The organism is Acinetobacter gyllenbergii, assembly GCF_001682515.1.
In the GTDB taxonomy this organism is placed as follows: Bacteria; Pseudomonadota; Gammaproteobacteria; order Pseudomonadales; family Moraxellaceae; genus Acinetobacter; species Acinetobacter gyllenbergii.
In genome coordinates this window covers 1-16057 of the sequence record NZ_KV575267.1, presented here as the reverse complement: position 1 = coordinate 16057, position 16057 = coordinate 1, and the positions used below count along the sequence as shown (strand labels likewise).

At 41.6% G+C, this 16057-nt stretch carries 10 protein-coding genes and 1 pseudogene; 8 read left to right on the top strand and 3 right to left on the bottom strand.

The genetic code is table 11. The features are described from left to right. Positions 1-51 precede the first annotated feature (51 nt). From lpdA to NG55_RS15255, 4 genes are all read left to right on the top strand, one after another. Positions 52-1485 carry a dihydrolipoyl dehydrogenase gene (gene lpdA, locus NG55_RS15270; RefSeq protein ID WP_004803172.1) on the top strand — a complete coding sequence of 478 codons (1434 nt, stop codon included), beginning with the start codon at positions 52-54 and terminating at the stop codon, positions 1483-1485. 137 nt (positions 1486-1622) lie between these two features. Beyond that, positions 1623-2789: an ADP-forming succinate--CoA ligase subunit beta gene (gene sucC / locus NG55_RS15265; RefSeq protein WP_003655470.1), complete on the top strand. Its 1167-nt coding sequence runs from the start codon at positions 1623-1625 to the stop codon at positions 2787-2789. 12 nt (positions 2790-2801) lie between these two features. Beyond that, on the top strand, positions 2802-3692 hold the full coding sequence (gene sucD / locus NG55_RS15260; RefSeq protein ID WP_003655479.1) for a succinate--CoA ligase subunit alpha: 891 nt from the start codon (positions 2802-2804) through the stop codon (positions 3690-3692). Between the two features lie 174 nt (positions 3693-3866). Further along, positions 3867-4556, top strand: coding sequence for an alpha/beta fold hydrolase (locus NG55_RS15255; protein ID WP_016541333.1), 690 nt, complete (start codon positions 3867-3869; stop codon positions 4554-4556). A 170-nt stretch (positions 4557-4726) separates the two neighbouring features. Here the strand turns inward: NG55_RS15255 and NG55_RS15250 are convergent, their stop codons facing one another. The 3 genes from NG55_RS15250 to trpS form a co-directional block, all read right to left on the bottom strand. Further along, entirely contained in the window at positions 4727-6439 is a 1713-nt protein-coding gene (locus NG55_RS15250) for a flotillin family protein (RefSeq protein ID WP_016541332.1), read from the bottom strand. A gap of 30 nt (positions 6440-6469) precedes the next feature. After that, entirely contained in the window at positions 6470-7114 is a 645-nt protein-coding gene (locus NG55_RS15245) for a YqiJ family protein (RefSeq protein WP_016541331.1), read from the bottom strand. A 417-nt stretch (positions 7115-7531) separates the two neighbouring features. Next, entirely contained in the window at positions 7532-8545 is a 1014-nt protein-coding gene (trpS, locus tag NG55_RS15240; protein WP_023271589.1) for a tryptophan--tRNA ligase, read from the bottom strand. Positions 8546-8709: 164 nt separating this feature from the next. Between trpS and NG55_RS15235 the strand changes: the two genes are divergently transcribed. The 4 genes and pseudogenes from NG55_RS15235 to NG55_RS15215 form a co-directional block, all read left to right on the top strand. Next, on the top strand, positions 8710-9636 hold the full coding sequence (locus NG55_RS15235) for a DUF808 domain-containing protein (protein ID WP_065343719.1): 927 nt from the start codon (positions 8710-8712) through the stop codon (positions 9634-9636). Positions 9637-9673: 37 nt separating this feature from the next. After that, a complete protein-coding gene (ypfJ, locus tag NG55_RS15230) occupies positions 9674-10567 on the top strand; it encodes a KPN_02809 family neutral zinc metallopeptidase (protein WP_065343718.1) in 894 nt (297 codons plus the stop codon). A 281-nt stretch (positions 10568-10848) separates the two neighbouring features. Beyond that, positions 10849-12348 (top strand): cation:proton antiporter, encoded by a 1500-nt coding sequence (locus NG55_RS15225; RefSeq protein WP_016541327.1) that lies wholly within the window; start codon positions 10849-10851, stop codon positions 12346-12348. A 456-nt stretch (positions 12349-12804) separates the two neighbouring features. Beyond that, positions 12805-16057, top strand: a pseudogene (locus NG55_RS15215) (Ig-like domain-containing protein); the annotation flags it as partial.

Below are 16057 nucleotides of genomic sequence, written 5' to 3'. Positions count from 1 at the left end.
ATATTGCCTCCCATATAAAGTGATCCTTTATATGGGATTTTGGAGATAAAAATGTCTCAACAGTTTGATCTTGTTGTCATTGGCGGTGGACCTGGTGGTTATGAAGCGGCGATTCGTGCAGCTCAACTTGGTTTCAAAGTCGCTTGTATCGAAAAACGTATTCACAATGGTAAGCCATCTTTAGGTGGTACCTGTTTAAACGTTGGTTGTATCCCTTCTAAAGCATTGCTTGACTCTTCTCACCGTTATGAAGCAACTGTTCACGAACTTGCTGAACACGGTATCACCACGGGTGAAGTTAAATTTGATTTAGACACTTTGTTGGCACGTAAAGACAAAGTTGTAGATCAATTGACGGGTGGTGTTGCTCAGTTACTAAAAGGTAATGGTATCGAGTGGTTACAAGGTACGGGTAAATTACTTGCAGGTAAAAAAGTAGAATTCACACCGTTTGAAGGTGAAGTACAAGTTTTAGAACCGAAGTACGTGATTCTTGCGACGGGTTCTGTACCTGTAAATATCCCAGTCGCACCTGTTGATGAAGACTTAATTGTTGACTCAACTGGCGCATTGAAATTCTCAGAAGTTCCTAAGCGTCTTGGTGTGATCGGTGCAGGTGTTATCGGTCTAGAGCTTGGTTCAGTATGGCGTCGTCTTGGTTCAGAAGTTGTTGTGTTTGAAGCATTAGATGCATTCTTACCAATGGCTGACAAAGCATTGGCGAAGGAATATCAAAAAATCTTGAAAAAACAAGGTTTGGATATCCGCATTGGTGCGAAAGTTTCTGGCGCTGAAACCAATGGTCAAGAAGTAACGGTTAAATACAACCAAGCTGGCGAAGACAAAGAACAAGTTTTTGACAAGCTTATCGTTTGTGTAGGCCGTAAAGCATATGCAGAAGGTTTATTGGCTGAAGATTCAGGCATTAAATTGACTGAGCGTGGTTTGGTTGATGTAAATGATCAATGTCAAACATCTGTAGAAGGTGTTTACGCGATTGGTGACTTGGTACGCGGTCCAATGCTTGCACATAAAGCAATGGAAGAGGGCGTAATGGCGGTTGAACGTATTCACGGTCATGCTGCTCAAGTGAACTATGACACGATTATCAGCGTTATCTATACACACCCAGAAGCTGCTTGGGTTGGTTTAACTGAAGAACAAGCTGCTGAAAAAGGTCACGAAGTTAAAGCTGGTCAATTCCCGTTTGCGGTGAATGGTCGTGCGTTGGCTGCTGGTGATACTGCTGGTTTTGTGAAATTCGTTGCTGATGCGAAAACAGATCGTCTTTTAGGTATGCACGTTGTGGGTCCTAATGCATCTGATATCGTACACCAAGGTATGATCGCGCTTGAGTTTGTTTCTTCTGTTGAAGACTTACAGTTGATGACTTTTGGTCACCCAACATTCTCAGAAGTTGTACATGAAGCAGCGCTTTCAGTTGACGGTCGTGCAATCCACGCCATTCAACGTAAGCGTAAATAAAACATAAAGTGTGGTTCGCCACACTTTTTTGAATGATGATGATTGTCTAGTTTAGATAATCATTGATTCAATATGTAGCAGTCTGGTTTTAAGAAGATCTAGGCTGCATCACTACAAACAACATAGTAGGTAACTAAATGAACTTACATGAGTATCAAGCTAAAGCATTATTGAAAGAATATGGCATGCCAGTACAAGAAGGTATCTTGGCAACAAATGCAGACGAAGCAGTCGCTGCATTTGAACAGCTTGGTGGTAAATTCGCAGTAATGAAAGCGCAAGTTCATGCTGGTGGCCGTGGTAAGGCTGGCGGCGTTAAAGTTGCAAAATCTAAAGAAGATGTAATTGAATTTGCTAACAACATCATTGGTACTCGTCTTGTAACGTATCAAACAGATGCAAATGGTCAACCAGTTAACAGCATTATCGTTGCTGAAGACGTTTATCCTGTTGAGCGTGAGCTTTACTTAGGCGCGGTTGTAGACCGTTCTAGCCGTCGTATTACTTTCATGGCTTCTACCGAAGGTGGTGTAGAAATCGAGAAAGTTGCAGAAGAAACGCCTGAAAAAATTATCAAAGTTGAAGTTGATCCTTTAGTTGGCTTACAACCTTTCCAAGCACGTGAAGTTGCGTTTGCTTTAGGTTTGAAAGACAAGCAAATCAGCCAATTTGTAAAAATTATGGCTGCTGCTTACCAAGCATTTGTTGAAAATGACTTTGCATTATTCGAAATTAACCCACTTTCAGTTCGTGAAAATGGCGATATTTTATGTGTAGATGCGAAAGTTGGTATCGATTCTAACGCGCTTTACCGTTTACCTAAAGTTGCTGCTTTACGTGACAAGTCTCAAGAGAATGAGCGTGAATTGAAAGCATCTGAATTTGACCTTAACTATGTTGCTTTAGAAGGTAACATTGGTTGTATGGTGAACGGTGCTGGTCTTGCAATGGCAACCATGGACATCATCAAACTTTATGGTGGTCAGCCTGCAAACTTCCTTGACGTTGGTGGCGGTGCAACGAAAGAGCGCGTAATCGAAGCGTTCAAAATCATCCTTGCTGATACATCTGTACAAGGTGTTTTAATCAACATCTTCGGTGGTATCGTACGTTGTGACATGATTGCTGAAGCAATTATTGCAGCGGTTCAAGAAGTAAATGTAACTGTACCAGTTGTTGTTCGTTTAGAAGGTAACAACGCTGAGTTAGGTGCTAAATTACTTGATGAATCAGGTTTGAAATTAATTTCTGCGAACGGTTTATCTGATGCCGCAGAAAAAGTTGTAGCTGCAGTTAAAGCGTAAGGAGTATCAATCATGAGCGTATTAATTAATAAAGACACTAAAGTATTGGTACAAGGTTTTACTGGTAAAAACGGTACTTTCCACTCTGCACAAGCTTTAGACTACGGTACAAAAGTTGTTGGTGGTGTTACTCCAGGTAAAGGTGGTACAACTCACCTTGACCTACCAGTATTCAACACAATGAAAGAAGCGGTACGTGAAACAAATGCAGATGCATCTGTAATCTATGTACCAGCTCCATTCGTTTTAGACTCAATCGTTGAAGCGGTTGATTCAGGTGTTGGCCTAATCGTTGTGATCACTGAGGGTGTTCCAACAATCGACATGCTTAAAGCGAAACGCTACTTAGAAACTAACGGTAACGGTACTCGTTTAGTTGGTCCTAACTGCCCAGGCGTGATCACTCCAGGTGAATGTAAGATCGGTATTATGCCTGGTCACATCCACCAACCAGGTCGTATTGGTATCATCTCACGTTCAGGTACATTGACTTATGAAGCTGTTGCTCAAACAACTAAGCTTGGTTTAGGTCAGTCTACTTGTATCGGTATTGGTGGTGACCCAATCCCAGGTATGAATCAGATCGAAGCACTTCAATTGTTCCAAGACGATCCAGATACTGATGCAATCATCATGATCGGTGAGATCGGTGGTACAGCGGAAGAAGAAGCTGCTGAATTCATCAAATCTAACGTGACTAAGCCTGTAGTCGGTTACATTGCTGGTGTAACTGCACCTAAAGGTAAACGTATGGGTCACGCTGGTGCGATCATTTCTGGTGGTCAAGGTACTGCTGAAGAAAAATTCGCTGCATTTGAACGCGCAGGAATGGCTTACACGCGTAGCCCAGCTGAGCTTGGTTCAACAATGTTGCAAGTTTTAAAAGAGAAAGGTTTAGCGTAATACGTTAGATTTTAATCTTTAAAAAAACCCCAATGGAGACATTGGGGTTTTTTTATTGGGTTATTATTGCTTTAATCCCCAAATTTTGGTTATTACATAAAATCGATGAGAAGCCTTGGAATAATTTTTGGAAAGTTATATGGTTATCTTCCGTATAGCTGTAGCTAGTATTGTATGGTTGCTCTCGTACTTCTTCCTGGAATGGATGGCACTGGCACGTTGTTTCAGCCACTGATCGCAGAAGTTGGTGATACTTTTAACGTCAAAGTTATTCGATATCCATCTACAGAAGCATTCGGTTATGAGACTTTGGAAGAGCTTGTTGTAAAGAGCCTTCCAGTTGATGAGCCTTTCGTGATCCTTGGTGAATCATTCTCTGGACCTATCGCGATCTCTATTGCTGCGGCACAGCCGAAAGGTCTGATTGGTGTGATTTTATGCTGCACCTTTGCGATCAACCCTCGTCCAACTTTTTCGGTATTTCGTTCTCTGCTTAAAATCCTCCCACCTAGGTTAGCGCCGATTGCGGTGCTAGATTACCTACTGCTCGGTCGCTATTCGACTAGAGAACTTCGTTCAGCTCTAGCTTTGGCAGTGGGGCAGGTGTCGTCTGCAGCGTTTGAAGCACGACTGAATGCAGTTCACGCAGTTAATGTTTTGTCAAAGTTAAAATTCATTGCAGTGCCAGTTTTGTATTTACAAGCAACCAAAGACCGAGTCGTTCCACCTACGGCTGCATATTTTATACAGAAGGAACTTTCAACCGTTCGTATTGTACCGATTGATGCACCTCACTGTTTACTTCAAGCTGTGCCGAGTCATGCTGCCTCGATTATCAAACTATTCTTGGCTGAAGTTCAGTGAAATGCAGTGGTTCATCTTGCCTAAAGTACTCATACTTGTAAAATATGAGGTTATGGATTGGCATGTATACTAGTGAAAAGAATGAAGAGCGTAAGATAAAAATTGAAGACCGAACATTCGGCATTTCGGTCTCCATTGACAAAAGAGTGCTATAAATGGCGTATATACATTTATTCCGCTTTTGGTTTTAACCCTTGCGTCAAACCATTGATGTCCCCACCTTGTAGACCTAATTCATTCATCAAGCTATCAATCAATGGTGCTTGTGAACGGTAACGTAGGGCACTATTTACCACCTGATCTGATAATGAAGCCGTTGAGCCATGTTCAGTATTTTCACTTGAAACAGCAGAACCACCTGCAAAGCCATTTAAGCCATTCACTTGTAAAATTTTGATGTCATCAATATTTTCCATTGGCTTGACGCTTTCACGAATGATCTCTGGTAAATGTTTGAGCAGTGCCAAGCGAACTTGCATCTCTACCTGTTCAGCAGACAAGGTATTGGCTGCCTCATTGACTGCACGAGCACCTTCCGCATCAACCTGATATTGTTTTTCCAACGCTTGAGCAAGTAGGATTTTTGCATCCGCCTCACCTTTCGCTTTTAAGCGAATCTTTTCAGCATCTGCTTCTGCTGCAATACGTACTGCTTCTGCTTCATCGGCAGCGGCTTTCTTACCTGCATCAGCAGCTACGGTAATCGCAATCGCTTCTTTCTCTGCCGTTTGTTTAGCTGCAACCAGCTCGACTGCTTTTTGACGCTCAGCGCGTTGAGTTTCACGTACCGTCACAACTTCTTCCTCTGCTTTTACCGCTTCGGCACGGGCCTTGTCAGCTTGCGCTTTGGCTTCTGATTCAGCACGAGATTTTTCAGCAATCGCAATGGCGCGATCTTGCTCAGCCAATTCAATAGTTTTCTTCTGTTCGACCTGTGCTTTTTGAATGAGCTGCGCTTTTTGGATATTTTCATTTTCTACATCACGAGCAGAAGCAATTCGTTTTAGCTCCACTTCACGCTCAGCAGCAATTTGAGCTTCTTCAGCCTCACGTTTTTTACCTGCTTCTTGTGAGGCGATTTCTGCGGTTTGTTCAGCTTTACGAATCGAGATTTCACGCTCTTGTTGCAACTTTGCATATTCTTCTTCACGTGAAATTTCTAGGCGTGCACGCTCTGCTTCCAAGTTCTTGGCACGAATGGCAAGGTCCGCATCTTGTTCAATGTCATTACGCTTTTTACGACGGTCTTCAATGGTTTCAGTCAGTTTAGTTAAACCTTCCGCATCGAAGGCATTTTGTGGGTTAAAGAATTTAAAACTGGTTTGGTCTAGACCTGTTAAGGATACTGTTTCAAGCTCTAAACCATTCTTGGATAAATCTTCTGAGACCACTTGTTGAACTTTCTGTACGAAGTCGACACGCTTTTCGTGCAATTCTTCCATCGCCATTTCAGCGGCAACAGCACGGAGTGAATCGACAAATTTACCTTCAACCAGATCTTTAAGTTCTGGTGGGGACATGGTTTTACGCCCCAAGGTTTGGGCTGCGGTTGCAATTGATTCAGCAATCGGTTTGACACGAACATAGAACTCGGCCATCACATCAACACGCATACGGTCTCGAGTAATCAGTGCTTGGTCCGCGGCACGTTTTACCTCTAAACGTAAGGTATTCATATTTACAGGAATAATTTCATGTAAAACAGGGAGAACAATGGCGCCACCGTTTAGAATCACTTTCTCGCCACCAAAACCTGTGCGGACAAAGGAGACTTCTTTACTTGAACGGGTATAGAGACGGGCAATGATAATGCCAATAAAAATCAGTGCTGCAAAAATAACACCAGTAATAATTAAAATTTCAGTCAATGCTGAATTCAACATGTAAATACCCTCATGTAATAAATATAAAAATTAAGCAGCAATCGCTTGGAATCCAATTTTGGTTCTTTGCGTTAAAATCACGTCTTGCCCTTGATGGAAAACTAGATCCAGCTCGGGTTCAACCAAGACGTAATGCGTTTGGCCAAATTGGTCTTTAACTTTGGCTTGTGCAGGGGAGTTGGGTTTAGCATCCCCTAAAATGATGTGTGCAGTTCTACCAATCAGATCATCTGCTTGAATTGCAGTTGTTTCATCTTTGGGGATTATTTTGGCAATTAATGCAGCACTATAGCGTACGAGTGGCATTGATAAAAATAAGCAGGCAGGTGCAATGATCCATGCTGATAGATAGTGTTCAGTAAACTGGAAAAAAAGGTCTTGGATGATCAAGCCCGTCAGTGCATACACAGTTAAAAAGATAATCAGCCAAATGAGTAAAGGGACTTTACCGAGATAGAGCCATTCTAATAATTGGGTGAAAATATTTTCTGATGACTCTAAAGAGACATTTGCATGATCAACCTCACTGAGGCTGTCAGGTAAAAACTGTTCTAGAAAACTTGAACTACCACCGAATAATAAAAGAATGAGTTCAAGGATACCGATAAATAGGCACAGCATTAAAGCAATGCTAAAAACCAAATTAGACGGATGTATTAAAAGATCCCAGATCATCGCGATTACTCTTATTTCTTTTAGCGTTAATTAATAAATTTTTTATAAAAATAAAACAGTTATAAGAGTAAAGCGTATACGTCTGAATTTCAACCTATATCGACCACATTATTGCAGGCAAAAAAAAACGCAATGATTGGGGTGATCAGTGCGTTGAACAACGAATCTGTTTAAAACAGTTTCGGTTGAAAGGAGAAATGTCATGAGATTAGTGTTAACTAACCTACGAGGCCATATTATTAAAAAACCTGACTAAGTTCATCGGTATTCATGTTAAATACTGTTAATTGATGTTAAGAAGTGACGAAAACTGTTAGTTTTTCATTTTTTTAATAAAGTTTTATAATTAAAGTTAATCAGATAGTTAAATAAAAAAAAGCCCAAGTGTGGGCTTTTTTATGGGAAAAGTAACGTAAATTAAAATCTAAATAAACCTAATCCCGCTTTTACTTCATCCAGTGTTTGTTGAGTGATATCACGGCATTTGTCTGTACCGTGTTTTAAAATATCCATGATGTAATCCGGATCTTTTTCTAATTCGGCACGACGTTCACGAATTGGACTAATTAACTCTTTTAGCACACCTTCCAAACGTTTTTTTACCGTCCCATCACCTAAACCACCACGACGGTAATGTGCTTTTAACTCTTCTACTTCTTCTTTATTTGGATCAAAAGCATCAAGATAGGTAAAGACAATATTGCCTTCAACCTGACCTGGATCTTCAATACGTAAATGGTTTGGATCGGTATACATCGCATTTACGGCTTTTTTGATGTCTTTATCAGTGGCATTGAGCACAATGGTATTACCTAAGGATTTTGACATCTTCGCTTTACCATCAAAACCAGGTAAACGAGCCATATTTGATAACAGGGCTTTACATTCTGGTAGTAGGTCATGACCAATTTGACGATTCACACGACGCACAACCTCGTTGGTTTGCTCAATCATTGGAATCTGATCTTCGCCCACTGGGACAACCGTTGCTTTAAATGCAGTGATATCAGCTGCTTGGGCGATTGGATAGCACAAGAAACCCGCTGGAATATCACGTTCAAAACCACGCATTTGGATTTCAGACTTAATCGTTGGATTACGCTCTAAACGTGCAACAGTTACGTAGTTGAGATAAAGCATGGTCAATTCGTTGAGCGCAGGTAAACATGACTGTACGCAGATCGTGGTTTTAGTCGGATCAATGCCAACAGCAAGATAGTCGAGCGCCACTTGAAGAATATTGTTGCGTACTTTATCTGGGTTATCTGCATTGTCTGTCATCGCTTGTGCATCAGCTAAGAGCAGATGTTGATGGTGACTGTCTTGTAAACCTACACGAGAACGTAATGAACCGACAAAATGGCCAAGGTGGAGTTGTCCTGTAGGACGGTCGCCTGTCAAAATGATGGGACGTTGATCAACATTACTCATGATATGTTCCAAGATTCAGTAATTTCATAGATATAAGATTGATATTATTGTACGAGAAATAAATTTTTTTCGTCAGCGATAATTTTAACTTTTTCTTAAAATCATATTGTGCTTTCACTGCGTGATTCTACAATGGGTATATAAATACAAATTAGGACATAAAAATGGCGAGTGGTTTATTACTACTACTGGATGATATTGCAACGATTTTAGACGATGTTGCAGTCATGAGTAAAATGGCAGCCAAAAAAACCGCAGGGGTTTTAGGTGATGACTTAGCACTTAACGCCCAACAAGTCAGCGGTGTGCGTTCAGATCGAGAATTACCTGTGGTCTGGAGTGTTGCAAAGGGTTCATTTGTTAATAAATTAATTCTCGTTCCATTGGCCCTATTGATTAGTGTTGTCGCCCCTTGGTTGATTAATCCATTGCTTATGATCGGAGGCCTCTTTCTGTGTTATGAAGGGGTAGAGAAAGTCGTGCATATGCTGTTCCATAAAAAAGCCAAAACAGCAGAGGAAGCCAGTGAGAACTTACAACAAGTCGAGGTCGACTTGGCTCAGTTTGAAAAGCAAAAAGTAAAGGGAGCAATTCGAACAGACTTTATTCTTTCTGCTGAAATTGTGGTGATTTCGTTAGGTACCGTTGCAACAGCTGCATTTATGAATAAAGTGACAGTATTAAGTATTATTGCAATCGTCATGACTGTCGGGGTGTATGGCTTAGTTGCAATGATCGTAAAAATTGACGATTTAGGTTTATATCTTACACAACAAGCTTCTGAATTAAAAAATACAATCGGTCGTGGTTTACTTGCTTTTGCGCCAATTTTAATGAAAACACTTTCAATTGTAGGCACGATTGCAATGTTTTTAGTTGGCGGGGGGATCATTACGCATACCATTCCTTTATTGCATCACTTTACTGAAGAAACGGTTGATCATTTAGAGCTGATTCCAAGTGTAGGTTCAATTATTGGTGCTTTAACGCCAACCTTAATTAACTTAGGGGTGGGGTTGCTTGCAGGTGCGGTTGTGTTGATGGTTGTCAGTTTGATTCAGAAATTCTGGCCAAAAAAAGCATCCGCTTAAAGCTAAGTCGTCATCATCAGAATTATGTGAGGTAGTTATGCGTTGGAAAGGTCGTCGAGTCAGTACCAATGTTGAAGACCGTCGCGGTGGTGGCGGTGCGAAAGCAGGTGGAATTAGTATTATCGGTTTGGTGGTCGCTTTTGTGGCTTGGAAATTTTTTGGGGTTGACCCTCAACAGGCCTATCAAGCAACCCAAGCGGTTACCAATGCTCAGTCTTCACAGCAAGACAGTGCACCACAAAGCTTAACACCTGATCAAAAAGAGGCCAGTGATTTTGTTGGGACGGTGTTGGCAGATACCGAAGATACGTGGACGCCGATTTTTCAACAATTGGGGATGAGCTACAAACCACCACGACTTGTATTATTTAGTGGGGTGGTTCGATCAGGTTGTGGTACTGCACAGGCTGCGATGGGACCTTTTTATTGTCCGGCTGATCAGAAAGTTTATATCGATACCTCATTTTTTAAAGAAATGCGTCAGCAAATGGGCATTTCTGGTGAGCAGAATCAAACTGAACTCTCTCGTCAGGATCAAGCGGGTGATTTTGCCCAAGCTTATGTGATTGCACATGAAGTAGGGCATCATATCCAAAACCTATTAGGTATTTCAGGGCAGGTACAGCAGGCACGTGCCCAAGCCAGTCAAACACAAGGCAACCAACTTTCTGTACGTTTGGAACTGCAGGCAGATTGTTTCGCAGGCATTTGGGCACATCAGAATCAGAAACGAACTCAATTTTTAGAGCAAGGTGATATCGAAGAAGCGATGGATGCAGCTGAGAAAATTGGGGATGATTATCTCCAGCGCCGTGCGACTGGACAAGTTGTGCCAGATAGTTTTACCCATGGTACCAGTGAACAACGGATGCAATGGTTCCAAATTGGGTTGAAATCGGGTGATGTGAATCAGTGTAATACCTTTAAGTAGGATAAAAAAGGAGCGTTGCTCCTTGATTTTTATACGGAAGATATACGAATCAGAAGAAGAATTAACGTAAAATAATAGCGTCTATGCTGAATTGAGGATGATTGGTTTATTGTTGTGCTTAAACCATTTGTTAATAAGAATTAAATAATCAGATGAATGAATTACAGCATAGGCCATCATTCTTTATTCAATCGTACAGTATTTTAAATTTTATCATTTATTAAAATTTTAAAATTTAAAGCAGGTCTATGTTATTAAAATTGAATAAATAAAGAGGTCTTATGGGTAACTTTTTTCTTTTGCAAGCATTGACGGTTGTTTTTGCTTTATCCATTGCAACGACCATTTTTAATAAACGAATATTAGGTTTTCCTCAGGCCATTGGTGTTCCAATTGTCTCGGCTATTTTTGTCTTTATTTTACAGTGGGGTGCGAGTTTATTAAATGGCAATCAATTTATTACCATTAATATTCATAATATTGAAGCTGCTGTAAGAAATATTGATTTTTATGATTTTCTAATCAATGGTGTGATTTGTTTTATTTTAACTTCATCTGCATTGAAGTTTAAAATTTCAGATTTGAGAAGTTACTGGAAGCCGATTAGCATTTTGGCCACAATTGCTTTGGTGTTATGTGCTGGATTTTATGCAGGTTTACTGTACTTATTTCAATGGCTGGTTGGCTACCCAGTACCAATCGGTGTTTTACTCTTATTAGGTGCGGCACTTGGTGCAACTGATCCAATTGGGGTTAAAGGAGTACTCAGTTCTATTCGGGCACCGCATCATTTGATTGTGAAACTGGAAGGTGAGTCATTATTTAATGATGCAATGTGTATTGCCTTATTTATGACGCTGTTAAAAGTTTTACAAGGAGAGCATTTTTCATTATTGGCAACAGTTGAAACCTTATTATATGAGATCTTCGTTGCAGTAATTATCGGTTTTGCATTTGGTTTTGCGATCTTACGTTTACTTCGTGGTAAACATGAGATGGAATCTCTGATTTTAACCACGGCCTTACTTGCCAGTGGTTCATATCTAGTGGCTTTATTTGCACATGCCTCTGCACCGATTGCCTGTGTGATTGGTGGGTTGATCGTCGGAAATAAATGGCAGGAAATTCGTGAGCAGCGAGAAATTCGCGAGGTCAATCATTTTTGGCATACGGTTGAGGGGATTATTAACTCCTTCCTATTCACTTTGATCGGTTTAGAGCTGTTTATCCTTGATTTGAGTGCGAATTTGATTATTGGTGGCATCATTGCCTTTATTATTCTACATTTATCTCGCTTTGCGGCGAACTTTGCCGCTTTTGCCTTATTTCCATCATTCCGAAATAAAAGCTATAACGGTAGTTTAGCGATACTCTCTTGGGGCGGAGTGCGTGGGGGCATTTCATTGGCATTGATCCTTGCTGTAGCGAATATTCCTGAATTGAGTCAATACAGCAGCATCCTGATAGGTTATACCTTTATTAGTGTATTGCTATCAGGTGTGGTTTGTGGTCTTGGTTTACCAGCTGTAATGAATGCTTTCTACTACAACCCGAGTGAAGAGACCCAAGGTTTGAAAGGCTTCTATCAGCGGCTGTGTAATAAGATGAATCGTCGTGGTTTTAAATATATTGTAGGTGAAGATAGTCAGGGGCGTGAAACAATTACTATCTTTAATCCAGAGATTTTATTGGATCAAAAAACTGATGATGGTGTTGCAACCATGCATCATCCGAATAAACGTGAAGAGGTTAAGCGTTTAGAGAATCCTGATAACTTTTAATACTATGTTTTTTTTGTTTGTTAAAAAAAGCCTTTTTTGAAAGGCTTTTTTTATTTTATATCTAAAAGATTTTTAAATGTCTTTTAAGAATTTTTAAATATTTTTTTATGCTAAATCTATTTTGATATTATATTTTAATAGTCTTTTAAATTTTATTTAAATACCTTTTGGGAATTTAATGGTAATTGGGGTTCTATTTGTTTAAAAGTGTAATTTGAATTTTAATTTTAAAAAAAATTAATGTTTTATTTTCTTTTTAATCAATATCTTGTTTATTTGTTAAGAAGTGTTTCAATGTTATTTTACTTTTTTATTTTGTGAGCTATTTAACATTTATTTGGTTTGATTTAAAGTGGTGCTGTGAACTCTATCACTTAGAAACAATAATTTAAACTTAAGTTAATAATGCATTAAGAACTGATTAAATATTAAAAATTTATAATGAGGAATATAACCATGTCTCAGATACAAATTATTTCCAAGGAAAGTCATCAAACCCTTGTAAATACGACGGGAAAAACAGCCACATTACCTTCTGAACCTTCAGTTGTATTAATTAAGGTCTCTGCAAATGATATTTCAGTTGTTAAGAGAGATGGTGTAAATGCGGTAGTAGTATTAAAGAATGGCGAAACAATCGTTATTCATAATTTCTTCAATAATAGTGAAGTAGCAGATAATAGTCTGGTTCTTCAAGGTGAAGATAATCAATTAGTTTGGGCGCATTTTAAAGATGCTGAAACTGATGCAGACGCAGATGCCGATGCGGACGCCGATGCTGATGCGGACTCAGATGATGATGATCATGAAGGGGCTGTTTTTCTAGAAGAAACTCCAGCAGTTGTGCCTGAGGCGGCGGCGGCACCTGTTGAAGCAGCAACATTACAACCTATTCAGGCAGTAGAGCCATTACTTTATGCGGGTGAAGCATCTAGTGGTTTCAGTCCGTGGCTATGGGCTTTACCTGTACTTGCGATTGGTGGTATTGCAGCAGCAAGTGGTGGCGGTGGAGGTGGGGGAAATAATGACAACAATACAGATACCACACCACCAAGTACCGATGCCGTAAAATTTAATATTGATCCAGTGACTGCGGATAACGTTATTAATGCGGCAGAATCGGCGGGGAATGTAACCTTAACGGGGCCCTGCATTGACGGGTACCGTGAATGATCCAACAGCCACGATTGTGGTGACTGTGGATGGTGTGAACTATCCAGCGGTGAACAATGGTGATGGTACTTGGACCTTGGCGGACAATACTTTACCGACCTTGGGTGAAGGCAACCATACGGTGACGGTGACTGCGACAGATGCAGCGGGCAATGTCGGTACAGATAGCGCAGTATTGACGATTGATACCGTTGCACCAAATGCACCAGTGCTTGATCCGATCAATGCGACCGACCCAATCAGTGGTACAGCAGAACCAGGTTCAACAGTAACCGTGACCTTCCCAGATGGTACAAGTGTTCAGGTACCAACAGATCCAACGACTGGGGCATGGACCACACCAAATCCAGGTAACTTACCGAATGGCGGTACAGTAACAGCTGTAGCAACTGATCCTGCAGGCAACCCGTCTGTACCAGGGACTGAAACAGTGGATACGGTGGGACCAGATGTTTCAGGTACAACACTGAACATTGATCCAGTGACTGCGGATAACGTTATTAATGCGGCAGAATCGGCGGGGAACGTAACCTTAACAGGCACATTAACAGGTGTACCAGCAGATGCAGCGACTACTGTCGTAACTGTTGTTGTGAATGGGGTGACTTATACCGCAACAGTAAATTCAGCAAATGGTACGTGGAGTGTGAGTGTACCGGGCAGTGGTTTATTGGCAGATGGCGATAAGACCATCGATGCCAAAGTGACGTTTACAGATGCAGCAGGTAACAGCAGCAATGTAACGGATACACAAGTTTATACAGTGGACACCACTGCACCGAATGCGCCAGAGATTAATCCAATCAATGGTACAGATCCGATTACAGGAACAGCGGAACCAGGTTCAACAGTAACCGTGACCTTCCCAGATGGTACAAGTGTTCAGGTACCAACAGATCCAACGACTGGGGCATGGACTACACCAAATCCAGGTAACTTACCGAATGGCGGTACAGTAACAGCTGTAGCAACTGATCCTGCAGGCAACCCGTCTGTACCAGGGACTGAAACAGTGGATACGGTGGGACCAGATGTTTCAGGTACAACACTGAACGTTGATCCAGTGACTGCGGATAATGTTATTAATGCGGCAGAATCGGCGGGGAATGTGACATTAACGGGGACATTAACAGGTGTGCCTGCAGATGCTGCAACGACGGTTGTGACTGTTGTTGTGAATGGGGTGACTTATACCGCAACAGTAAATTCAGCAAATGGTACGTGGAGTGTGAGTGTACCGGGCAGTGGTTTATTGGCAGATGGCGATAAGACCATCGATGCAAAAGTTACGTTTACAGATGCAGCAGGTAACAGCAGCAATGTAACGGATACACAAGTTTATACAGTTGATACCACAGCTCCAGATGTTTCAGGTACAACACTGAACGTTGATCCAGTGACTGCGGATAATGTTATTAACGCGGCAGAATCGGCGGGGAATGTGACATTAACGGGGACATTAACAGGTGTGCCTGCAGATGCTGCAACGACGGTTGTGACTGTTGTTGTGAATGGGGTGACTTATACCGCAACAGTAAATTCAGCAAATGGTACGTGGAGTGTGAGTGTACCGGGCAGTGGTTTATTGGCAGATGGCGATAAGACCATCGATGCAAAAGTGACGTTTACAGATGCCGCAGGTAACAGCAGCAATGTAACGGATACACAAGTTTATACAGTGGATACCACTGCACCGAATGCGCCAGAGATTAATCCAATCAATGGTACAGATCCGATTACAGGAACAGCGGAGCCTGGTTCAACAGTAACGGTCACGTTCCCAGATGGTACAAGTGTTCAGGTGCCAACAGATCCAACGACTGGGGCATGGACCACACCAAATCCAGGTAACTTACCGAATGGCAGTACAGTAACAGCTGTAGCAACTGATCCGGCGGGTAACCCGTCTGTACCAGGGACTGAAACAGTGGATACGGTTGGGCCAGATGTTTCTGGTACAACGCTGAACATTGATCCAGTGACTGCGGATAATGTTATTAATGCGGCAGAATCGGCGGGGAATGTGACATTAACGGGGACATTAACAGGTGTGCCTGCAGATGCTGCAACGACGGTTGTGACTGTTGTTGTGAATGGGGTGACTTATACCGCAACAGTAAATTCAGCAAATGGTACGTGGAGTGTGAGTGTACCGGGCAGTGGTTTATTGGCAGATGGCGATAAGACCATCGATGCAAAAGTTACGTTTACAGATGCAGCAGGTAACAGCAGCAATGTAACGGACACTCAAGTTTATACAGTGGACACCACTGCACCAAATGCACCAGTGCTTGATCCGATCAATGCGACCGACCCAATCAGTGGTACAGCAGAACCTGGTTCGACTGTGACCGTGACCTTCCCAGATGGTACAAGTGTTCAGGTCCCAACAGATCCAACGACTGGGGCGTGGACCACACCAAATCCAGGTGGCTTGACCAATGGTGAAACGGTTACTGCAACAGCGACAGACCCAGCGGGTAACACCTCATTACCAAGTACAGGTACGGTTTCTACAGATGTGACTGCACCGATT